This window comes from Halobacteriovorax sp. BALOs_7 (genome assembly GCF_003612895.1).
Lineage (GTDB): Bacteria > Bdellovibrionota > Bacteriovoracia > Bacteriovoracales > Bacteriovoracaceae > Halobacteriovorax_A > Halobacteriovorax_A vibrionivorans.
On the sequence record NZ_CP027772.1, the window covers coordinates 2,132,973 to 2,156,040 of the forward strand.

Annotated in this window: 23 protein-coding genes; 4 read left to right on the forward strand and 19 right to left on the reverse strand. The window is 36.6% G+C overall.

What is annotated here, in order from left to right; genetic code table 11:
• Positions 1-8 precede the first annotated feature (8 nt).
• The 10 genes from nqrE to BALOs_RS15435 all read right to left on the reverse strand — a co-directional run bounded on the left by nqrE (position 9) and on the right by BALOs_RS15435 (position 8,243).
• On the reverse strand, positions 9-620 hold the full coding sequence (gene nqrE / locus BALOs_RS10145) for an NADH:ubiquinone reductase (Na(+)-transporting) subunit E (protein WP_115363617.1): 612 nt from the start codon (positions 618-620) through the stop codon (positions 9-11).
• A gap of 13 nt (positions 621-633) precedes the next feature.
• Entirely contained in the window at positions 634-1,251 is a 618-nt protein-coding gene (locus tag BALOs_RS10150; RefSeq protein ID WP_115363618.1) for an NADH:ubiquinone reductase (Na(+)-transporting) subunit D, read from the reverse strand.
• Positions 1,251-2,024, reverse strand: a complete 774-nt coding sequence (locus tag BALOs_RS10155) for a Na(+)-translocating NADH-quinone reductase subunit C (protein WP_199506665.1) — start codon at positions 2,022-2,024, stop codon at positions 1,251-1,253. The genes BALOs_RS10150 and BALOs_RS10155 overlap by 1 nt, the downstream gene beginning before the upstream one ends.
• Positions 2,025-2,034: 10 nt before the next feature.
• Positions 2,035-3,240, reverse strand: a complete 1,206-nt coding sequence (locus BALOs_RS10160; RefSeq protein ID WP_120405105.1) for an NADH:ubiquinone reductase (Na(+)-transporting) subunit B — start codon at positions 3,238-3,240, stop codon at positions 2,035-2,037.
• Positions 3,240-4,583: a Na(+)-translocating NADH-quinone reductase subunit A gene (locus BALOs_RS10165; RefSeq protein ID WP_120405106.1), complete on the reverse strand. Its 1,344-nt coding sequence runs from the start codon at positions 4,581-4,583 to the stop codon at positions 3,240-3,242. The genes BALOs_RS10160 and BALOs_RS10165 overlap by 1 nt, the downstream gene beginning before the upstream one ends.
• A 172-nt stretch (positions 4,584-4,755) precedes the next feature.
• Positions 4,756-5,238: a YchJ family protein gene (locus tag BALOs_RS10170; protein ID WP_115363626.1), complete on the reverse strand. Its 483-nt coding sequence runs from the start codon at positions 5,236-5,238 to the stop codon at positions 4,756-4,758.
• Positions 5,239-5,250: 12 nt separating this feature from the next.
• Positions 5,251-5,913: a class I SAM-dependent methyltransferase gene (locus BALOs_RS10175; RefSeq protein ID WP_120405107.1), complete on the reverse strand. Its 663-nt coding sequence runs from the start codon at positions 5,911-5,913 to the stop codon at positions 5,251-5,253.
• Positions 5,910-7,220: an MATE family efflux transporter gene (locus tag BALOs_RS10180; RefSeq protein ID WP_120405108.1), complete on the reverse strand. Its 1,311-nt coding sequence runs from the start codon at positions 7,218-7,220 to the stop codon at positions 5,910-5,912. Before BALOs_RS10180 ends, BALOs_RS10175 begins: the two co-directional genes overlap by 4 nt.
• A 16-nt stretch (positions 7,221-7,236) precedes the next feature.
• A complete protein-coding gene (locus BALOs_RS10185) occupies positions 7,237-7,590 on the reverse strand; it encodes a SirB2 family protein (RefSeq protein WP_115363632.1) in 354 nt (117 codons plus the stop codon).
• On the reverse strand, positions 7,587-8,243 hold the full coding sequence (locus BALOs_RS15435; RefSeq protein ID WP_371287244.1) for a potassium channel family protein: 657 nt from the start codon (positions 8,241-8,243) through the stop codon (positions 7,587-7,589). The genes BALOs_RS10185 and BALOs_RS15435 overlap by 4 nt, the downstream gene beginning before the upstream one ends.
• Here BALOs_RS15435 and BALOs_RS10195 point away from each other — a divergent pair.
• Positions 8,139-8,879 carry a hypothetical protein gene (locus BALOs_RS10195; protein WP_115363636.1) on the forward strand — a complete coding sequence of 247 codons (741 nt, stop codon included), beginning with the start codon at positions 8,139-8,141 and terminating at the stop codon, positions 8,877-8,879. The two genes, BALOs_RS15435 and BALOs_RS10195, sit on opposite strands and share 105 nt — an antisense overlap.
• A 6-nt stretch (positions 8,880-8,885) precedes the next feature.
• Here BALOs_RS10195 and BALOs_RS10200 read toward each other — a convergent pair whose 3' ends face one another.
• A complete protein-coding gene (locus BALOs_RS10200) occupies positions 8,886-11,786 on the reverse strand; it encodes a helicase C-terminal domain-containing protein (protein WP_115363638.1) in 2,901 nt (966 codons plus the stop codon).
• Between the two features lie 111 nt (positions 11,787-11,897).
• Here BALOs_RS10200 and BALOs_RS10205 point away from each other — a divergent pair, with 111 nt between their 5' ends.
• Both BALOs_RS10205 and BALOs_RS10210 read left to right on the forward strand, forming a co-directional pair.
• Positions 11,898-12,296, forward strand: coding sequence for a hypothetical protein (locus BALOs_RS10205; protein WP_115363640.1), 399 nt, complete (start codon positions 11,898-11,900; stop codon positions 12,294-12,296).
• A 13-nt stretch (positions 12,297-12,309) separates the two neighbouring features.
• Positions 12,310-12,561, forward strand: a complete 252-nt coding sequence (locus BALOs_RS10210) for a BolA/IbaG family iron-sulfur metabolism protein (RefSeq protein ID WP_115363642.1) — start codon at positions 12,310-12,312, stop codon at positions 12,559-12,561.
• On the opposite strand, the gene BALOs_RS10215 is transcribed toward BALOs_RS10210, so the two are convergent.
• The 7 genes from BALOs_RS10215 to BALOs_RS15500 form a co-directional block, all read right to left on the reverse strand.
• Positions 12,558-13,532 carry a PilW family protein gene (locus BALOs_RS10215; RefSeq protein WP_158536924.1) on the reverse strand — a complete coding sequence of 325 codons (975 nt, stop codon included), beginning with the start codon at positions 13,530-13,532 and terminating at the stop codon, positions 12,558-12,560. The genes BALOs_RS10210 and BALOs_RS10215 overlap by 4 nt on opposite strands.
• A 1-nt stretch (position 13,533) precedes the next feature.
• Positions 13,534-13,980, reverse strand: coding sequence for a hypothetical protein (locus tag BALOs_RS10220; protein ID WP_115363646.1), 447 nt, complete (start codon positions 13,978-13,980; stop codon positions 13,534-13,536).
• Positions 13,981-16,818, reverse strand: coding sequence for a hypothetical protein (locus BALOs_RS10225; RefSeq protein ID WP_120405109.1), 2,838 nt, complete (start codon positions 16,816-16,818; stop codon positions 13,981-13,983).
• 28 nt (positions 16,819-16,846) lie between these two features.
• Positions 16,847-18,265, reverse strand: coding sequence for a hypothetical protein (locus BALOs_RS10230; RefSeq protein WP_120405110.1), 1,419 nt, complete (start codon positions 18,263-18,265; stop codon positions 16,847-16,849).
• A 139-nt stretch (positions 18,266-18,404) separates the two neighbouring features.
• Positions 18,405-18,869, reverse strand: coding sequence for a hypothetical protein (locus BALOs_RS10235; protein ID WP_120405111.1), 465 nt, complete (start codon positions 18,867-18,869; stop codon positions 18,405-18,407).
• 244 nt (positions 18,870-19,113) lie between these two features.
• Positions 19,114-20,328 (reverse strand): DNA recombination protein RmuC, encoded by a 1,215-nt coding sequence (locus BALOs_RS10240; RefSeq protein ID WP_115363654.1) that lies wholly within the window; start codon positions 20,326-20,328, stop codon positions 19,114-19,116.
• Positions 20,328-21,287 (reverse strand): M23 family metallopeptidase, encoded by a 960-nt coding sequence (locus BALOs_RS15500; RefSeq protein ID WP_115363656.1) that lies wholly within the window; start codon positions 21,285-21,287, stop codon positions 20,328-20,330. The genes BALOs_RS10240 and BALOs_RS15500 overlap by 1 nt, the downstream gene beginning before the upstream one ends.
• Before the next feature lie 104 nt (positions 21,288-21,391).
• On the opposite strand from BALOs_RS15500, the gene hisS reads away from it, so the two are divergent.
• Positions 21,392-22,735 carry a histidine--tRNA ligase gene (hisS, locus tag BALOs_RS10250; protein WP_120405112.1) on the forward strand — a complete coding sequence of 448 codons (1,344 nt, stop codon included), beginning with the start codon at positions 21,392-21,394 and terminating at the stop codon, positions 22,733-22,735.
• Between the two features lie 38 nt (positions 22,736-22,773).
• On the opposite strand, the gene BALOs_RS15350 is transcribed toward hisS, so the two are convergent.
• Complete coding sequence (locus BALOs_RS15350) at positions 22,774-23,031, reverse strand: hypothetical protein (RefSeq protein WP_199506668.1); 258 nt, start codon at positions 23,029-23,031, stop codon at positions 22,774-22,776.
• Positions 23,032-23,068: the final 37 nt, after the last annotated feature.

Below are 23,068 nucleotides of genomic sequence, written 5' to 3' on the forward strand. Positions count from 1 at the left end.
ACTTACCGTTAAAGTTGGATCCCAGAGAAACTTAAGAAACCAAGGGCCATAAGACCTACAGTGATAAAAGTAATCCCTAGACCTTTAAGTCCGTCTGGAACATCACTGTACTTCATTTTCTCTCTAATACCTGCAAGAGCTGCAATCGCTAAGGCCCAACCAAATCCTGAACCTAGACCGAAAACAACAGACTCTCCAAATGTGTAATCTCTTTCCACCATAAATAATGAACCACCAAGGATGGCACAGTTTACAGTAATAAGTGGAAGGAAGATCCCAAGAGCGTTATAAAGAGCAGGCATGTACTTATCAAGGAACATTTCCAGGATTTGTACCATTGCCGCAATAACACCGATGTAACAGATAAGTCCTAGGAATGATAAATCAGTTCCTGGCATACCTGCCCAAGCAAGTGCATTGTCTTTTAATAAGTAATTATAAAGTAAGTTATTGACTGGAATTGTAATTGTTTGAACAACAACAACCGCAACACCAAGACCTAGTGAAGTCTTAACTTTCTTTGATACCGCTAGGAATGTACACATACCTAGGAAGAAAGCTAGAGCTAAGTTTTCAATAAATACTGCTTTTATAAATAGACTAAGATAATGTTCTAACATATTTCACCTACCCTTACATTTCTTCTATTTGATCTTTCTTCCAAGTACGTAGACCCCAGATGAAAAAACCAATTAAGAAGAACGCAGATGGTGCAAGAAGTGCCATACCATTAGTTTGGTACCAACCACCTTCTCCAGTTGTTGCTAAAATAGAAACTCCAAATAGCTTTCCTGAACCAAGAAGCTCTCTAAAGAATCCAACAAATACTAATACAATTGAATAACCAATACCGTTACCAATACCATCAAAGAATGACATGATTGGTGGGTTCTTCATTGCATATGCTTCTGCACGTCCCATAACGATACAGTTAGTAATAATTAGACCAATGTAAACTGACATCGACTTTGCAACATCATAAACATAAGCTTTTAAAAGCTGGTCAGTAACAATTACAAGTGAAGCAATGATCGTCATCATAACGATGATACGAATTGCACTTGGAACGTGATTTCTAATTAGCGATACAAATAAGTTTGCAAATGCACAAACTAATGTAACGGCCAAACACATAACTGCAACTGATTCCATTTTTGTTGTTACGGCAAGGGCCGAACAAATACCAAGAATCTGAAGAGCAATTGGGTTATTTTCAAATAATGGGTTAAGAACTGTTTCTTTTAATTTCATTATTCACCCCCACCTTGAGTATATTTATCAATAAATGGTCCGTATGCGTCGTCCCCCATCCAGTAGCGAACAGTTCCTGTTACACCATTAGCTGTAAGAGTTGCACCTGAAAGACCGTCGATATCAAATTTGCTAGCATCACGTGCTTCACCTTTGATAACTTGAATTTGAGGATTTCCATTTTCACCAAAGATCTTCTTACCTGGCCAAACTGCTCTCCACTGAGGATTATCAATTTCACCACCAAGACCTGGAGTTTCACCGTGAGCGTAGAATCCAATACCTTTTACAGTATTTAGGTCTGTTTCAAGAACTAGGAAACCGTACATTGTTGACCAAAGACCTTTACCGTGAATTGGGAAAACTACTGATTTCGTTTCTTCACCGTCTTTTACAAAGTATACTTTTCCGTATTTTGCACGAACCTTAATATTTCCTAGATCTTCGTCTGAAGGAATTTTGTAATTTCTTTTTGGATCTTTAGCCGCTTTGTTTGCATCGTATTCAGATGGCTTAATATCTGTTACGTACTCACCAGTTTTAAGATCAACAAGTTTAGCTTCGATTTGCTTATAAGCTTCCTCAATCTCTTTCTTCTGAGCTGTTGATTCAACAATCCCAGCAGTCATAAGAAGGTTCTTCTTAATATCTAAAGCTTTGTTTTCTTCTTGAAGTGGTCTTAATGAAACCGCTGACCAAGATACGACAACTGAACATACAACACATAGGATTGTTGCTACGATCAGAGTTTTTGCAGTACTATCATTACTCATCACTGCCCCCTTATACCGTCTTGTATCCATTTGCACGTTTCTTGATATTACCTTGAATAATAAAGTAATCAATTAATGGTGCAAAACAGTTTCCGAAAAGGATTGCAAGCATAGTACCTTCTGGGAAAGCTGGGTTAATAACACGAACAAGGATAACCATGAAACCGATTAAAGCACCATAGAACCAATGTCCTTTTGTCGTCATAGAAGCTGATACTGGATCTGTTGCCATAAATACTGTACCAAATGCAAAACCACCAATCACTAAGTGCCAAAGTGGAGTTACAGAGAACATCATATTTGTATCAGATCCGATAATATTTAAAAGACCTGATGTTGCAACAGCAGCAAGTGTCATTGAAAGCATGATTCTCCAAGAACCAATTCCTGCAATGATTAGAATTGCAGCACCGATTAAACAAGCAAGAGCTGATGTCTCACCCATTGAACCTGGAATGAATCCTAAGAAAGCATCTTTCATTGAAACAGTGATTGCTTCAACTCCACCAAGAGCAGCTTGTGAAAGCGCTGTTGCTCCAGTAAATCCGTCAACTGCAGTCCAAACCGCATCCCCTGAAATTTGTGCAGGGTAAGCAAAGAAAAGGAATGCACGAGCAGTAAGAGCTGGGTTTAGGAAGTTTTTCCCTGTACCACCAAATACCTCTTTACCGATTAGAACACCGAAAGAGATACCTACAGCAACCTGCCATAATGGAATTGTTGGAGGAAGAGTTAGAGGGAAAAGAAGACCTGTAACAAGGAAACCTTCATTAATTTCATGTCCTCTAACGATTGCAAATAATGCTTCCCAGAAACCACCAGCAATTTGAGTTACTAGAAAGATTGGGAAGAAGTATAAGAATCCGTGTAAGAAGTTAGCTAGTAAGCTCTCTGGTGAGAAACCTGCACCAAGTGCCATGATGATATCAGCACGCCAACCTTCAGGAGTCATTCCAGCAGCTGCAAGAGCAGAGTTTGCTTGAAGACCTGTGTTGTACATTGCCATAAATACCGCAGGCATAAGAGCGATAGCAACTGTGATCATTAATCTTTTTAAATCAAGTGCATCTCTAACATGAACTGAACCTTTAGCGACTCCACCTGGAGTATAAAGGAATGTATCGATCATTTCATATACAGCATAAAATTTTTCGAACTTCCCGCCTTTAGCGAAGTTATCATGTTGAGAATCTAGAAGTTTGCGCAACATTGTAATTATCCTTCTTTCTCAATAATAGTTAAACTTTCTCTTAGAGCTGGTCCGAAATCAACTTTACCAGGGCTTACGAAAGTACAAAGAGCTAGATCTTCTTCGTCTAGTTCAAGACAACCAAGCTCGATAGCGTAGTCATTATCTTTCGTTACAAGTGCTCTTAGAAGTTGAGTTGGAAGCATATCTAGAGGCATTACTTTTTCAAATGATCCAACCGGAACCATCGCTCTATCAGAACCATGAGTTGCAGTTGTGAAATTGAAAACTTGCCCCGGCTTTAACCAGTGAAGGAATGTACGCTTAACAGAGAATTTATTAAGACCTGGCTTGTGCCATCCTAAGAACTCTCTTTCACGCCCTTCAGCTAGAAGAGTAATTTGGTTATGAAAACGACCAAGATAAGCAAATGAACCGGCCATTGCACGTCCACTGAAAACTGAACCTGAAACAACTCTTACCTCACCTTGTCCAACTTTACCTGAAGTTACTTCACCTAAGTGAGCTCCTGGGATTGTCTTTACAAGAGTTGGGTTTACAGAAGCTGGCCCTGCAATAGAGATAATTCTCTCTGTTGAAAGCTCACCTGTTGTAAAAAGCTTACCGATAGCAATTACATCTTGATAATTAATTGACCATACCGTCTTTTTATTACTTACAGGATCTACAAAGTGAATGTGAGTACCAGCATTACCTGCAGGGTGAACACCAGCAAATTCCTTTGTTTCAACTTTTGTCGTAGAAGGTTTTGGAATATTACTTCCAGCTGCCTTACAAACATAAGTCTTTCCATCAGTAAGTTTTGAGATAATTTCAATACCGTTTGTGAAGTCTTCACCTGCTTGTGCGATAACAACTGCAGGATCAGCAGCAAGTGGATTTGTATCCATAGCTGTAATGAAAATAGAACTTGGCTCTGATCCAAGATCTGGAGCTTTTGAAAATGGCCTTGTTTTAAATGTTGGCCACAGTCCCGACTCAACTAAAAGAGACTGAACGTCTTCTCTAGTTAAATCCTTAACTCCTGTTCCTTTGTAGTTTTCAAAAGTAACTTGCTCATTACCTGAAACTTCAATTACTAAAGTTTCAAACGCTCTTCTTGCCCCACGGTTAATTTCAATAACCTTACCGCTGATTGGTGCTGTGTAAAGTACACCTTCAACTTTCTTACAAGAAAATAACGCTTGTCCTTTCTTTACTTCGTCGCCAACTTGAACAATCATTGTTGGTTTCATTCCAACATAATCTGGTCCAGTAAGGGCAACTTTAGTCACTTGAGGTCCTGCCTCAATCTTTTGTGATGGCTTCCCACTGATAGGAAGATCCAATCCTCTCTTAATGTGAATCATAGCGACAAATCCCGTTATTTTGGTTTGTTAACAATAAAATAAAATTTGAAATTATTAATTTTTTAACAGAAATACATAAAGTTGTAACCCTAATTTTAACTAGTTTAACCATTAAGATTGGCCTTTAATACGAGACCATCATGCGTCAAAACGAAGGCTATTTAGTTACGATTTATTTACCGCAACACTTCTTGTATTTCTTTCCTGAGCCACATGGACATGGATCATTTCGTCCAACTTTAGCTCCATCTCTTTTAACCTGCGCTACAATGGGCTCTCCGTCTACGAAGAACCAATCTCCGTCAATTTTTACGAACTCAGAACGCTCATAATGCACATGGTCTTGTCCACCTAGGCCAAAAGTTGCTTTAAACTCAACCATTCCCCAGTCATCTCTTTCTGTTCCTTCTGCAGTGTCGACTATTTCAAGTCCTTTCCACTCAGATTGTGATGACCAAGCCTTAATTTCGTTTACATCCATATCTTCACGATGATCTGGGTGCGTTGAATCAACAATAAAGTCGATATCCCCAGTTGTGTAAGAAGAATAACGTGCGCGCATTAGAAGTGCGGCCGTCTTTGCTTTTGTTTCACCTTTAATAATTGGTAAACAACATTTTTCTAAACTCTCTCCAAGTCCACATGGACAACTCATAATAAACTCCATTTAAAATCGATATAATAAGTCGGTAAAATTAGTGTTTGTTTCATCAAAATATACCTTGCTTTCTAGTAGTCGACTAGAAATAAATGTGAAGTGCGGCTTGAGCATCTTTTGATACTTTGTACGACTTCGTCTTATGGCATATTCATCTTTGAACTCAAGATCTTCTATTTGGCGATCAAGTTCTTTATCGGTAGGTACAGTCAAATAAAGATACTTTGCTCGATTTGCTAAAATTGGCAAACAATACTCTAACTCTTCATCTGTGAGGTATTGAAAAACAGAAGTACAAACGGCCAAATCAAAGGACTTCTTTTTGTCTTTATTGCGTTCACACCATGAAACTAAATCTGTTTTTTCTAGTTTAAACTTTGTTGATGGAATTTTATTGATGTCACGCTTCTTAACAATATTGTAAGCATGTTCGCTGGGTTCAATTCCATGGGCCTTATATGGTTTAAACTCATCGAGAAGTGCCTCAAATAAGTGTCCCAGGCCAAAGCCGAGATCAACTATTGAACTGATATCAATATACTCCATACCAAATAGATACTTAATATAACCAACGTGCTCTTTGGCATTTCCAATACCATCCATATCATCGGCATCTTCGTAATTTACGTCCCAATAATCTTTGGAAAAGCCTTTAGCTCCCAACTCTTTCACAACTCACTCACCTTTAGTGTTTTATTAATTAAATAGGCATTTGATATCAATCGATAAATTCCTACAGAAAAAATAGCTGACCATAGCAATAGAAACGACTGATAAGTAAAACTTAAATAAATAAGAGGCAGAAAACAAGTAAAGAAAGCAATGACCATATGCTTGCCTAAGAAATCAAAGCGATTAATTCCAAACACCAGTCCGTCATAGACATACGCAATGGAAGCAGGGATTTGGACGATGGCCAAGAAAACAATGACCCCTTTAATCATCTCATAAATTGACTGATCATAAGTAAATAGTCCGATGAGAAAGCGGTTAGCTGTTAAGAAAAGGATGCAAAAAATAACTCCAACAACAGCACCCATTACTAAGAGTTTTCTAAAGATTTCTTTAAGATTCTCATGTCCCTTATTTCCATACAAACTACCACCAATAATATTTCCCGATGTAGCAATTCCATCGGTAAAAAAAGATGCAAAAAGCCATAAATTCAATATCACTTGATGGGCAGCAAGCGCCTTAATTGAGATTGAACTTGCAACTTTTGTAGCAAGAAAGAAACTTGTGGTTAAAAAAGCTGAGCGCATAAATACATTCAATGAATTCTTGCCCATATGAAATGCGTCTTCTAGAGCAATCTTGCTTTTAATAAAAAGGCCTTTTAAAGACTTCTGATTAAGAACGAGGAAAAGGGCAATAAGAAGACCAAGTGCATTTGCAATAATAGTAGCTGCTGCAACTGATGCCAGTCCACCATCAAAGATATAAAGACCTAAGTAGGATAGAATAATATTAGTAAGTGTTGTGAAGCCAATAATATAGAGAACTGTTCTGACCTCGGCCATGCCTCTTAATATGGATAGTGCCGACATAAAAAGTAGGATAAATGTATGGCCATATATTCGAGTTAAGAAGTACTCATCACATTGTTTATAAAGTTTAGGGTCAACTGAAAGAAATTGGTAAATATAATCTCTAAATGGTGCAAGAAAAATACTTAAAATAAGTCCTAGGGCCAGAGCAATTAAGAAAGTAACTTTAATAAGAGAGACCACTCGAGGAAAGTCTTTTTGGCCAAGCTTTTGTGAAATTGCTTGAATTGGTGCATGAACTAAGAAGTTAAACATCCAAGTTAATGATGAAATGATTGATACTCCTACGGCCATTGCCGCAAGCATCTGTGTATCATAATTTCCAACTAAGGCCGTATCAACAATTGAACTTAAGGGCTCTAGCATTGATGCTAGAATAGAAGGCAAAGAAAGGGCCCATAGGCCCTTATAAGATAACCAATCTCGATTCATAGATTGAATTACTTGATTAGTACTTTGTTACAGCAGAAAAAATTGCAACAAAGATAAGCGCTAAGATAAGACCTAGACCAGCAAGTCTATTATTCTTCATTCTCTTAGCTAAAATTGGTCCAAGTGCTGAAACAGCTACCCATAAACCAACTTTTACTTTTACCCACATTGGCCAACCTTCACCGTGGCTTACACCAATACGAGCTAAAAGCCCCATACCACCTACAAATAGTAGGAAACTTGCAATACCTGAAGTTATTTTTAGCAACTTCGAGTTATTACCTTGAGGGCCAACAAATTGCGGTGCAAAAGCTGCAACCATTAGTACTAACATAAAAACGTGAAGTACTTTGTAAAATTCATAACTCATTCTTCTTCTCCATTATTCTCTTCTTCTAAACTTGTCAGTCTGTCGTTAATACAGTTTAAAGTCTTATTGATTCTAGCTAATTCTCTTTCTATCATTAAATCTTCACGGTGTAAGCTTGTTTGCATTCCCTCAACATTTTTCTTTAACACCTTTACGCGGTGGCCTATAGTTAGAAATTCTCTTCCAAGCATAACATTGGCAAAGATGGCAGTATATGTAGCAAATAATCCTGTACCAAGAATCATTAGAAAAACTGCAACCACCCTTCCCGAAAATGTCACAGGTGTAACATCTCCATATCCAACGGTTGTGATAGTAGTAAATGCCCACCAAATTGAGTCACTAATAGTTGTCACGTTAGGATTATGACCCTTTTCGAAATGAAAGAAAGTATAGGCAAAAATTAAAACACCACTATTACCTAGGAAAGTAATAACCCAGAAAGGAACAGTCTTGAACAAGTAGATAAATCGTTCAAAGAATATGTTGATGCTTGAGCGCAAATTGACCTCTATTATAAATTTAGGATTTAACATATAATATTGAATATGAGCTACTTTGGGAATAGTAATAAGGGTGAAAAGATATATCGCGGTGCATACAACTACTACCGTAAAGATAACCTTTATGCTGAAGAAACATTTGAAGTCTATCGCAGGCCAAAATTCCATCAGATCTATTTTGAAGGTGAAATGCTAGCGCGTGTGATGACTGGAGAACTTTTAAAGGTCCACGTCGCCTATACAGTTGATAAGGAATACACTCCAATAAAAGTTAATATTGTGAAGTCACTTGGTGAACAAGTTTCAAAAGAAATCTTTCTCTTTGATCACTCCAATAGTGAACTTAAGTATCAATTTGAATGTGGTGATATCGTTAAGACTGAATCAATTGCAACCTCGCCTAAGTTCTTTGTCACAACTCCCCTAAGTTGTTGCTCAATGCTTTTCTTATGGTCAAAGAAGTTTGATTCCGTAGGAAAGAATTTTTACTCTTTCTTTTCGACAAATAATCAATGGACGTATTCTGGACCGATTATCAATAATAATATTGTTGTAGAAAGAGTTGCCCAGACTTCAGAAAATATCAAAATTGACGGCAGTACCGTTACGGCCGTTCAGTATAAGCTATTTGAGAAAATTGAATCTAATGATCCAAAAGAATTGAAAGAGACTCCAGAAATGTTAAATATCTGGCTATCTCAACACCAAACAATTCCCTACATTATTAAGGATAATAAAGGCACAAATATCACAATTAAGTATCTCAATAATCTGGATACGATTTAAGATAGCCTATTCTAATGTTTGGACGAATTCTTTAGAAGCTTCTAGCGCTTGCTTAAAGTTCGTACGATTAATTTGATAAGGCTCCATTTGCTTTGTAAGCTTTGCCATCGTTGAATTCTTCCACTTTTTAATTCGTGAATCAATAACAACAACTGCTCCTGCATCATTCTCAGTTCTCAGGAGTCGGCCAAGCTTTTGATGAAGATTACGCGTACGGTGTGCTAGATAATAATCTTCAAATTCATTACCAATATTTGTATCGTAATAATCACGTCTTAATCGAATAACCTGATCCATTGAAAGATCTGGAATTTTATCAATAAAGACAAATCTTAAAGCGTCACCAGGTACATCAATCCCCTCACCAAAAGACTCCATTCCAATTAGAATTCCATTTCCAGAATCCTTAAACTCTTCAACGACATTGGCGCCCATACCTTGAACAAAGACAGGAAGTTTACCTTCAAATTTATCCAACATATACTCGACAGCTTTTTCAAACCTGGCACGAGCAGAGAAAAGTAGAAGCGTTCTTCCACCAATATCTTCAATAAATGGAACCAGACGATCACAAACTGTTTTTACAAAATCCTTATCATATAAAGATGGTGTATCATCGCATAAGAAGACACGAGTCTTATTCTTATAATCGTATACAGAAGGAAGAAATAGTCCTGAGCGGAAGCGTCTTTCTGGCTCACTATAGAGATAACCTGTTGACCACTCCATACCACGACTTCCTTGATCTCCATGTTCATTGCCTAATGTTGCGGAAGTATAGACAACTGAAGAAGATGTCTGAAGAAGTTGATCGTGAAGTATTTTCCCCGTATTAATTGGGCCGGCCGTTAAAAGAAATCCCTGCTGCTCATGATACTTCATTGAAAGAGAATACGGCTGCGTTGACGTTTCAATTTTTAAAAGAAGCGCTAAGGCATTCATAATATCTTCAAGTGTTCCGACAAAAGATTCAAAGCGAGTCCACGCTGTAATCTCAGGCGGCCCTTGCATATCACTTGCTTGCCAACGAACAGTATAAGGATAGACCTTCTCATAAATTGATTTAAGAAGATGGTAAATACTTTCAAGATGATGGAAAACACTCAGCCTTAGGCCTTCTTTTTCAGTTGGCATAATCATTGGAAGCTCATTCCAGAATTTATCTGTATAGCGAGGCATCTTTTTAAAGATCATTTCAAACTTATCAGGTAATTCAAATAAATGATCACGTAACATTGTTGCACTATCAATTGAAAGCATACGAAGTGCCGAGATCTCTTCTTCCTGATTACCTTCAATAAGGTTTCCAATTAAATAAAAAAGAGAGCCAAGACCTTGTAGGTTTTGTAATTGTTTTTGTAGACTTTCAAGATCAGACTGCCCTACTTCAGCAGAAAATGCCTTTGTTGCCTCACCTTCAATCTTATGTGCCTCATCTACAACGACGTATGGAGGACGTGGAAATGACTTTGTCCAAGAAAACATCAAGGCGTGATTTCCAACAATGATATCAGCTTCTTTTGCATCTCGAAGTCCACGAATATATGTACAATTTGCATAGTATGGACATTGCTTATTTGAGCAGGCCCTATAATCTACGGCCAAGTCTTTTTCTGCTTGTGAAAAGTCTTCTAATTTCATTTTCAAAACGAAAGGAAGATCATTTCGAGAGATCATATGTTCAAGTGCACTATTTGAATTATGAAAGAAAAGTGATTCAAAATAAATATCACTAAATTTTTCTTTGAAGTCTTTTGTGTCAGTGAATAAATCTGTTTCATTTTGTCTTTGTGTAAAAAGTAACTCGCAAAAGTGGTTACTAGAGCCAACAAGTTGGCGAATCTTTAAGTCCTTTGGTGAGACACCTAAAAGCTTATGAAGTGCTGGAACGTCTTTATTCATGGCCTGGGCCTGAAGTGTCTTTGTTCCTGTTGCAACGAGGACCTGTTTTTGTTCACTTAAAGCAAATAATGCAGATGGTACTAAGTAGCCCAAAGTCTTACCTGTTCCAGTAGGAGCTTGAACCATTGAATGAATATGATTTTTAAAAGACTGCCCAACTTTTAAGGCCAAGTCTTCTTGTGACTTTCGATAACGATAACCATTAAATAATTTTGAGACTTTTTCTTCATTACTAAATATTTCTTTTACATTGGCACCATTAAAGGTCATATCAAAGTTTTGATGATATTCTTGCTTATCCTCTAAAGTCTTTGGATATGCCCATTCAAGAGCTGTTTCAATATGTGGGATAGGATCAAAATCAATTTGATTTGCAATCTCTAAAACGTCTTCTTCATAGAGACTTAGGAATTTAAAGAACCAATATTTATCTAATGAATACTTATGCATTAAAGACATCATGAAATTATACTTTCCAGCATTTTTTTTCGTCATAAGTGTTGCCACAATAACAACTTTCAATAGATCAATAGAGTCTTGTAAACCACGATGTAGCTCTTTATCTGCAAGTCCCATTCCCACAATAAAGTTTTCAAGTTTAAGAGAAGACATATGTGGAAATAGTAATGATAAGAAATAAAGGGAGTCTTGCCAGCGATGTCCTTCTCTGAAGTCCAAAGTTTCAAAATGATGATCAAGAAAACCCGCTTCAAAGTCAGCATTGTGGGCCAAAATATCATGGCCATCTAATTCAAGAACCTCACCAATTACATCATCAAGCATTGGTGCCTTCTTAAGCATCTTATTATCGATTCCCGTTAGCTTTTGAATAAATTTAGAAATTTCAAATTCTGGACGGCATAGTGATTCATACTTATGAATAAGTTTTGTTCCTTCAAATTGAAGAAATCCAACATCAATGATCTCATCAACGCTTGCATCAGCGCCCGATGTCTCAATATCTAATAATGCCCATTTACCCAGTGTGTTATTGTCTTCGCTCATATCATCTTCCTCTAAAGATAAGTTAGCACTGTTGAATCATATTGATAATCAACTTTTTATGTCATATTCTAGGTATATATTATTAATTGGGTATTTTTATAAGGCCATTACATGTCTTCAGCGACTTTTTTTCAAATTCAGTCATTTATCATCCTAGCTCTTATGGTTTACGGGGTGACGCAGAGTAAGAAACGCAAAAAGCATATTAAAATTATGTCGAGCGCAATTATCTGGGATATCCTACTAATTTTACAAATTGAATTAAATCGCAGTGCGATAGATAAGGCCCTGGAAGTCTTTCAATCACAAACTGCTTTAAAAATACACTTATTCTTTGCAGTATCGAGTGTTGTACTCTATTTCGCAATGATCATCTCAGGTAGAAAGGTTCTTGCAGGAGATCGCTCATTCATTCCAAAGCATCGTTACCTAGGAATTACGACATTAGCATTTCGTATCCTAACTTTTATAACGAGCTTCTATGCTGCTGCAAAACCAATTATAAATTAAGAGGATTCACTAAATGTTATTTGAACAAGTAAAAACAATAATCGAAGAAAATATCAAAGACTCACAAGTTCAAGTTTATGACTTAACTGGTGGTGGTGATCATCTTGGAATCACAATTATTAGTGATGAATTCAAAGGAAAGATGCTTCTAGCACAACACCGTATGGTTATGGATATTCTAAAGCAAAAACTAAGTGAGGACCTTCACGCAGTACAGCTTAAAACACTAACTGTTGAGCAGGCCCAAAACCAAGGTTTGATTTAGTTTTCAACAACATCAAATCGAACATTAATAAATGGTAACGAGACATCTTTACGAGAGAAGCTTAATTCTTTAAAACCGTCTCCAATAACAAACTCTCTATAAGTTCCATCTGAGCGCTTTACACCGCGATATAAACGGCCAAGTACTTGGTCATTATCTTTATAGGCTTTTAAACGGTAACGAATGATTCGAGCTCTTGCTACATACACAGAGTTTGCAAGCCCATATACAAAGGGAATATTTCTTAAAAAGTCATCTTCACTATTATAATAATTCATCGATCTCACATCCCAATTTATAAATAAATCAGGCTCAATATCTTCTTTTTCTAATTTAGATGCACCTTTTGACTTCACCCAACCAAGATAATTATATTTAGTAGGTGCATTCTTTCCTGGCTCACTACTATCTTTACGAACAGGAAGGTTTGCATAGGCATAAATCAGCGCCCCCTTTCTCCATATAATATCTTGTTGCTCATCAGGTAAAGAAGGCTGATATAATTTATTATTCAAATTATTATTAAAGTTTAAACTTTGAAACTCTGTACTTGAGTTATAAGCTTCACTTGGATTTAAAATAACTTCTTTAGAAAAGAACGGGTCTTGAATAAGAAAATAAATGGGGCGAGAGAATGAGCCTACTCCTGATGGAGTTTTAAGAACGAACTCTCTTTGACAATTTTCTTCACAAGTAACATCAAAATAAAAATCGAAGAAGTTCCTATCGTTATCATCCATTAACTCAAGTGAGCCAAGAGAGAACTTTGCAAGAGATAGGTCCTTACTTAAGACCTGTTCAAATTGCGTTAAATTAATTGTTTCCAAAATCTCTTCTGTTACTTTTTTATTATCTCTTTTATAACGACTAAAGAATGACGTTGCTGACAATAAGACTACTCCTGCAAGTCCTGAAGCAACCAATAATTCGACAAGGGAGAAACCATTACTCTTTTTTATAAATTTAAACATTCTATTCCCCTGAAATAACAAATTCATAATCCTTAAAGCCTTCAATATAAGACTTATGTGTTACGCGAATAACAAGCTTTAAAAGCCCACGATATGTCGGGTGTGGTGTTAGAATATAGCCCATACGGCCTGGGCAACTAGGACACTCTTCAACAGATGTTACCAACTTATCATTCCAAGCAAGAGGAAGCTTTTCATTGAGATCTTGTACACTTGTCATTGATAAGAATTCATCACTATTCATATTAACCTGAAAAACAGCACTATTTGATGATATTTTACGATACAAAGAATTAACAAGATTATGTTGAACGACCTGACTTCTCGATTTCTTATTTGCACTTCTAAAAATATTTTGTCCACCGACAAAGGCATATATTAGAACACCTAATAGGCCAGCTGTGACAACAATCTCTGCTAAAGATAAACCTTTATTATCCAACTTCAACTATAAACTCCCAGTTTCAACCCAATATGTTTGGATATTAAATCGGCGGTAACGATTTGGTATTTTTGATTTTGTGACAAGTCCCCCACTTTCAGGAAGCCCTATTTCTGGATCAACAGTCGTCCAGTTATAATTATTTGGCCCCTCTAAGACAAAATGAATTGGGGAGCAAGTTCTTAAATCATATTGCTCCTGTCTTGAAATATTTTTATTCCAAACAGTAATATTAGAATCACATTCTAATAACTCTCCATTTTCATTTCGACGAGCAAGCCATTTATACTCTCTTAGTTTTTCGATAGCGGCCGGATGCCAAATACTATAGAAATTCACACCACTGGTAAGAGCACCACTTGATATTTCTAACTCATTTACTAGTAGTGTTCCCACAAAAGTTAAAGGCGTTGAACGAGGTTCAATCTCTAGCTCAAGACAAGCGTAGAAACCAAAGATAAAACTCACATCACTTGGAATAATGCATTTCTTAGTGACCGATTGATTAGGTATCCCACCAGCATCTCCTGGATACATATTACTTTGATTAAATAAGTAACGATCTTGCATTTCCATCGTCTCAGTCAATGTAATTCCATTTCCACCAACATCATACATCCAAGAATGCAGCGTATTCTTTGTAAAAGAGATATCCCAAGAATAATTGTCATTAACAGGTATGCCAGAGCACTTTTCTTTTAACTCTTTACTTTCAGAAATACTTAAGCCACCTTCAGGCATAAATAATTCCTTACTAAGTTTTTCAAATAGTCCCGGCATCGGCTTGCGAGGAGGTTCATTAAATCCATTATCGCGCTTTAACATTGTCCAGCCCTTAAGCTCTTCATCTTCGGCATTTGTATACTTAATAGATTCAACCACTCCTTCTTTATTTCGAATGAGTTTTATATTAATGAGGTTTGGATTACCTAATTCATTAGGCCCTGGTTTATGGGCCTCATTATTACGTCGGCCTGTTGTGTAATTAGAACTATTCTCAATGGCAAAATCAAAAGCTGTTAACGACAATGTAATATCAGATATATTCTTATACGCATCACTATTGAGTTGATCCTTATTACTTATATCAACTTTAAAGTTTGTGATATTTGTTGTTGAGGCCGAAAGACTAAAATCAATACTAGGCTGCTTTTTTAAATACTCTTCAATTTCTTCAAGTGATTCATCCTTCATTTCAGCATATTCATTAGAAGCAGTCTCGATTGCGTTAACACGAGACTCGCAGCTGGCCTTAGCACCAGGATTATCGTTGTATACACTTGCACAACTACTACTCTTTGATTCATTAAAATTAGAATCAACAAGGCTACATTTATCTGATCTTACCTTAGGATCTTTAGAGTTGAGGTCACTACATTTACTTGAAATATTTCTAACAACTCTTTGAAAGTCATTTTCCTTATAAGTGTCATCAAATTCTTCATCTGTTACTGTTTCTTTAGTAAGAACTTCCTTAGATTTAATAAAGTTAATGCTAGAGTTTAAGTTAATTTTGAACTCTGTATCACGTGCTAGTAACAACTCTGCAGTTTCACCATTAGCAGGAACAGAAACGTCCATTTTCATGATTGGCTTTTCAGATTTACCTACATCTATATAAGAGACTGTATTTTTGTCATTTTTTAAAATAACAGTATAGCCCTTCGTTGAGCTAACTAATTCACTTGGGAAGGCATATTCTTTAAATTCATTTGATATCGGAAGATTTGTTTTTGAAAGTCCGACACTAAAGCCACTACCACTTAATTTACCAAATAGTCTAGAATCTCTAGTTTCAGATAAGTTCTCTTCTAGCTCGCGCCAAATATCACACTTCTTTGCCAGACTTGTATCAACATAATATTCATTCCCAAATAAGGCGGCAATCCCCTCATCGACTTCGTCTTCAAAGACAACGCCTCGTTTTATCGTTTTTACATTAGCATAAGTCGAATAAAGTTGATCATCCTGTCCACCAAAACTCTTTGGCACAAAATTACCAGAACCACTTTTGACAGCACCTCTTCCTAAATGAATATTGGAATAAATCCCAACTGGTGCATAAGAGCTCGACGGTAGAATAAGGTCATTATCAACATAAATTGGTGCGTGAATATTTAAGCCCTTTGAGCTCTCCGATCCAGTATATTTAGATAAGTCTAGATCCCCACCTTTAATGATTGCAAATTGATTTAGGGTTCTTGGAAATAGACCAACTAAACTTCTCCCGTAGGGTCTACTATTATAATCGGAGCATCTATCGATATCCTTCATTTTTGCTTCAACAAAGATTTCGATATAGCGATCATCCCCTGATTTATAAAGAGCACTATTTTCAGCTTTCTTTAAAGAAATTGAAACTTCATCCATACAATTTCTAAGCGTATTAGTTAGAGAAAGGTTAATTGGATGGGACTGACTTAACTCCCCTAGAGACTTTATACTTATTGTTGTCGAGACCTCATCAAGAGCAGGTTCAAAGCCAATTTCTTTATTATATTCATTTTTATAGGCTTGCTTAATCGCAGTTAGAGAAGCGCTAGACCATAGGAGCCTTTCAAGATTTAATTTATTACTAATTACTTCATGCATATCTCCAGAACAGCTTTCGCTTCTGGCCCACTTATCGTCCATACACCAACGATTTTTTAAAGCATGAGTCGTGTATGAAATAATACCGCGAGTAAAGGTATCCATTTCAGCATTAATGCGGCCATCTTTTTTCTTTTTTGAGACAACGTCGAGAACCTGATTTAGGTTCATTGTGAGATACGCTGCGGCCACCGAAGCAAAAATTATAAATGCTAGAGCAGCACCACCGCGTTCATTTCTTAACAACTTCATAAAAATCCATTTTTAATCAATTCAATTACTATATTGCTGGAGAAAACCAAATATCGTAAACGCTTCCAATGCGTCCATCTTCAGTCGTAAAAGTCGACTTCTCTCTGGCCTCTGCTCGCCCTTCAAAAGCGATATGTCCTCTTTTATATTCTAAGTTTATTGAAGTAACACCTTTCTTTGGTAATGTCGTCATTTCAGAACTTTCACTGATCCCGTTACCATTGAGATCATTCCATAGAATTAAATTTGAATATACTTCGTCATTAATATCGATTACACCGTCATTATTAGAATCATACTTAGCTAAAGCTCTAAAGCCATTTTCATATGTATTTTGATCACCGAATAACTCAAGGGCACTATTAATTTTTCCATCACCGTTTCGATCAATGGCAAGGAAATAACCTTTCGAATTAGGCTCTACCCAGTTTACGACTGGTACATCATTTATTAGTGGAAATGAACTTCTTCCTAAGAAGTCAGGGAGATTCGCATCGAAGAATAACATTAGTGGTGAATAATAAGAGCCACAGAATTGATTTCTTCCAAGAAACGCCGCTTTTACATTTAGGCAATCCTCAAAATCATTAAGGCCAATACTTCCTTTATAGTCGAGCTTAACCCACTTATCTTCTTTTTCATTATGTTGAAAGAATTCCACACGCACATCACTAGAAGAGCCAGAGAAAATTACACGGCCGCTACTTAGGTCACGTGCTCCAACTCTTTTTGGAATACTTAATTGCGCAATTGAAACATTGACTTCACCTTCATGAATTTCACTTTCAGTTTCTTCCTGTGCACCTGATACAATTTCAGTTGAAACATCCATTGCTTCCTTACCTCGGATACCACAATTGGCAAGCCCAGGCTTTTTCGTATATGAAGACTTGGCAGCGTAGCCAGTTCCCTTCCAATTATAGAAGAATTTACATTTAATATTTGAATTGAGAGCTGCTTGAGCTAGAGGGTCTCCTTGACGATGACAATCAAGAGCATCGTTTAAAAAGAACTTTGCCCTTTTGTAAGCACATTTATATTTAACATCACGTGAAGAGTTTCCACTTTTTATTAAACAATTAACATCATTTGATTCAGCATTCCACGTACATGATTGCCCATATGTATTTGGCCAAGTTACCTGAGGAGAGAAGACCGTATTACTCTCAAAGTGTTGTCCACCATTTGATAACTTCACATTCATTCTAATATCACCACCACGAGGATCAATCGTACTCTTAGCATGTCTCAGGTTTGCACCATAACAAGTAGGAGTTAGCGTAATATTTAAATGTTTTGAGCGAAATTGATCACACGAGTTCTTCTTAATAACATTTCCCACTTGGTTTAACCTAACTCCAAGGGCCGTGTTATTTGGAATGACAGAAATTCCTTGAGCAAAGACTTGATGACTACTAAAGATTGTTAAAAATATTAGTACTAACACTTCTGAGATCCCCTTATTTGCAAGTAATTTTCTTTAGATTAACATAGGTTTTTTAACTACTTACAACTTACTGATTTTACTTCAACTCAATTTGGTCCCAACGTATCTTACTAAAAATACATGAGAACTTTTCTTGGCATTACTCATGATATGAGTTCTGCTTATCGACTAAATCATTAAAAGAATCCTCGATCTCTCTGAAGTAATCTCCTTTTCGAAATGTTACTTTCTCTAGAAAATGTTCTTCATCCTCTTCAGACTTAGCTAGTTTTTTAAAGTGATTGTTTAAACGATATAAAGGGCCCGCAATCTTGTGGGACATTGTTAAACCTAAATATAGAAATAGAAAGAAAGAAACTAAGACTGCAATAAGAAGAGAAAAGCTTATGATTTGAACTTGAACATCCCAAAAGCCTTGAAAGGCAGCACTTTGAAAGAAGCCACTCTCCTCTGCCATCTCTCTGACATTTACAAGAAACGACAAAATTGTGGCAACAAAAAGTCCACACGAGATAAGATTTAAAAATCCAAATTTAACGAGAAAGTGTTTTTGAAATTCTGGGTTAATCCAGATTTGCTTGAGGCGTCGGCGATTTTTTGCCATTTATGAGACTCCTATAATAAGTGTTTAATTTATTATAGGAGCTCACTTAAGTTATTGAAACATGGAAAAAGTTAACCTGTTTCTTAGTGGTGATCATCCATCATCGCATCATCAAAGTCTTTACATGCGATCGCTAGAGATGCTGGTAAAAGTGCCCAAAACCCTACTAAACACAATGCAACAAATACTTCTAAACTCATATATATTCCTTCGATAGATAAAATTTTATAAGAATCAAAGACTATTATAAGTCATTTGACGGTTCCTGACTAGTAAATTCAACTTCTGCCACGTTGGCCAACTGTGCCTTATCAATCTCTACTTCCATAATTTTTTGGAATCTCTTAGAGATTTTACCTGTAGTTATATTGATATTATTAACGTCTTTAGTAACTGTTGCAAGATGCTTTGTTAGATCAGTCCATCTCTTCTCATAGAGATTAAAGTCTTTACCTAATTTATTGATTTCTTCGTGAAGAATAGACATATACTTTGAACGCTCCATATTCATCATAACACTTTGAACAGTTGTTAAAGTTGCCATAAAAGTTGTCGGTGATGCGATCCAAACATTATGCTTTTGAGAATAAGAAATAATATCTTCATGATATGCGTGAATTTCAGCAAAGATGGCCTCGGCCGGAAGAAAGAGAACGGCCTGCTCAGCAGTCTCACCCTTAATAATATATTTACTTGAAATATCATCGATATGTTTTTTTACATTTCGTACGAATTCTTTACGTGCACTCGCCTTCTCTTCCAATGATCCTTCAAACATTCTTTTGAAGTTTTCTAATGGAAACTTTGAATCCACACAAAGCTTTCCAATTGGATCAGGAAGATCAACCATTGCATCCACGAGCTTGTCATTACTTAATTTGTACTGAAGCTTATAATACTTATCACCCTCACCAAATACTGACTTTAAAAGTGAAGTTAGCTGAACCTCACCAAAGATCCCACGTGATTTTTTATCAGTTAGAACTTCTTGAAGGCTTACAACATTTGTCGAAAGTGATTCGATTTTCTTTTGGGCCTCATCAATTTTAGCAAGACGAGCAATAATTCCAGTAAAGGTTTCATTAGTCTTCTTGAAATTCTCGTTGAGGTTTTCTTGAACTTTATTATCAATATTTTGCAGTTTATCTTGGATTGACTTATTCGTTTTATCAAACTTCGCCTCAAGATCTTTTCCAAGCTGATCTTTAAAAGTGAAGAGATCCTTATTTAGAGCACCTTTTGTCTCCATCAATCTTTCAGCAACAAGTTCTCTTAGATTAGAGAAGTTTTCTGCTAGCTGATTATTATTTTTGAATAAAGTATCCGTCATTTCATTCTTTTGAGAACGAATTAAATTATTAACTTCGTCAAAGTTAACAACTTGCTCTTTTTTAAAAATTAAAAAGAGGAATCCAATAATTACAATTTGAAGAACAATAACTACTATCGTTAAGGCCATTAATTCATTCCTTCTTTTTCACTAGGCATTTTATATGCCTGTGGATTCAACTGCTTCTTTTGCTCTTTTAAAAATTGTAGGCCATCGACCCAATTACCTTGCACTCTCACTCCCCAATGAAGATGTGGAGCACTCGAGCGTCCAGTATTACCACTTAAAGCTATAATTTGACCACGTTTAACTGTATCGCCAGTTTTAACTTTAAATTCTGACAAGTGGCAATACATTGTGATGACACCAGCACCGTGATCAATAAAGACAGCCTTTCCATTAAAGAAGAGATCTTCAACAAGGATTACTTTCCCATCGTTTGATGCTTTGATTGGCGTTGGCCTTCTTGCTCGCATATCCGTACCAGAATGCCAGCTATTTTTCTTATCGTTAAATACACGACGATTACCATAAACAGCAGTGATCTTACTATTTAGCGGGCGAATAAATTCTTTGTCTGTTAATGAACGATCTGTAACAGCACTTGCATAAGCTTCACTTTGAAGTTTCACTTCTCTTTTCCAGCGCTCAACCGCCTCAGGAGAAAGATCAACGTGCTTCTTTGCCACCTTGATATAAGATTTCTTATAATCAAATGGCCTTATATTAAATGTCGTAAAGTGATACTGAACTTCACTTCCGTAGACCTTAGACTTTAAGTAGCAATGAACATTACTTGGCGCATCTGTTTTCTCACCATCTTTTGTTTCAAAGTACCAATATCTCGGAGCATAGAATGCCGTTATTTTTCCATTTTTAATTTCGTGAGATAGCCTCTTATCTCCACAGAGAATATGAAATTCTTCCCCGAGACTTGGCAGGTCTAAAATAATCTTATTCACCTTACCTGGGTAGGCTATACGTTGTTCAACGTCATAAGTTCCAAGCTTTGGTAAAGGCTTAAGGCCTGCACATGAACAGAGAAAGAGTAAAAATGAAAATAGGAAAAATGTTGTATTGTGTCTCATAAGGAAATTATGGCAAATAAGTTGCGATTTTTAAAGGCCTATTGCTTTAAAAGTGCTAAAAATAAGGGTATAAACAAATATATTTATTTCGAAGGGGTAATTAAATGGCGACGATTAGGCCACAAAATGCAAAAGGGACACGTGACTTTGGTCCACTTGAATCATCAAGACGAAATTATATATTTGATACAATTAAAAAAAGGTTTCAATCACATGGCTTTATGCCGCTAGAGACACCTGCCGTTGAGAACCTGAACGTCCTCACTGGTAAATATGGAGAAGAAGGAGATAAGCTTCTTTTTCGCGTCCTAAACTCAGGAGACTTTCTAAAGAAGGTAAAACCAGAAGATTTAGAAGAGAAAAATCTTGGGGCAATTTCAGCAAAGATGTGTGATCGCGGTCTGCGCTATGACCTGACCATCCCATTTGCTCGCTATGTATGTGCCAATTTAAATGAACTGGCCCTCCCATTTAAACGCTATCAAATTCAGCCAGTTTGGCGTGCGGATCGTCCTCAAAAAGGCCGTTATCGCGAATTCTATCAATGTGATGGAGATATTATCGGAACAGAATCACTTCTAAGTGAAGTTTCCCTAGTTGAAGTCTATCACGATGTTTTTAACGACCTAGAGCTTGATGGTGTTGAAATCGTCATCAATAACAGAAAGATCCTTCAAGGTATTGCTAGTGTTCTCGGCGTCAGCGATAAGCTTACTGATATGACAATTGCCATTGATAAGCTCGATAAGATTGGAGCTGAGAAAGTTGGAGAAGAACTTTTAAAACGTGACTTTAGTGAAGAGCAAGTAGCAAGACTCTCAACACTTCTTACCTTAGAAGGAAGCTCTGATGAGAAGCTTTCAACAATCAAAGAATTTCTAGGAGAAGACGAAGTTGGAAAACTTGGCCTTGAAGAACTTGAATTTGTTCTCTCAAATGTGCGTGAGCTAGGAATTGAAAACCTTGTCTTTGATCCGACTCTAGCAAGAGGACTTGATTACTACACAGGTTGCATTTTTGAAGTAAAACTTGTTGATGGTTCAATGGGAAGTATCGGTGGCGGTGGACGCTATGACGATCTAACGAGTATGTTTGGTCAAAAAGAGAAGCTCTCAGGTGTTGGAATCTCATTTGGAGCTGAAAGAATTTATGATGTCATGCTTGATCGTGGACTCTTTGAAGATATCAGCGCAAGCGTAGATTTTATGATCATCAATATGAGTGATGACGACCAAAAAGAATACCTCCAAATTGCTCGCAATTTTAGAGCACAAGGCCATTCAATTGAGATCTACCCTACTTCGGCCAAGATGAAGAAGCAGATGACTTACGCCAACAAGCGTGGGGTTAAGAATGTAATCTTCTATGGGGATCAGGAAAAAGAACAAAGAATTTTAAAAATAAAAGACATGGAAACAGGTCAAGAGAAACAAGAAAGCCTCGCATAGCGAGGCTTCTTTATTTCTAACGAAATGAATTCGTTTGATTATCCTAGGATATCGTATGGACGAATTGTCTTTCTACCGTTAGCTGTACATCTCTTTTGAGCTTGATCAACTAGCCAGTATACGTACTCGTTCATTGCTTCAAGAGCGTCTGAAGATACGTTGTATCCTTTACCCTTTAGTGCTTCTTTAGTTTTTGAACCAACTAGTAGCATTTCCTTTTTCTTAGTTGATTTCTTAGCTGCTTTTTTCTTTGGAGCTGCTTTCTTCTTAGTTGCTGCTTTTTTCTTTTTAGCCATTTTAAACCTCTTGTTTAGTTGTTTTAGTAGAAAAATA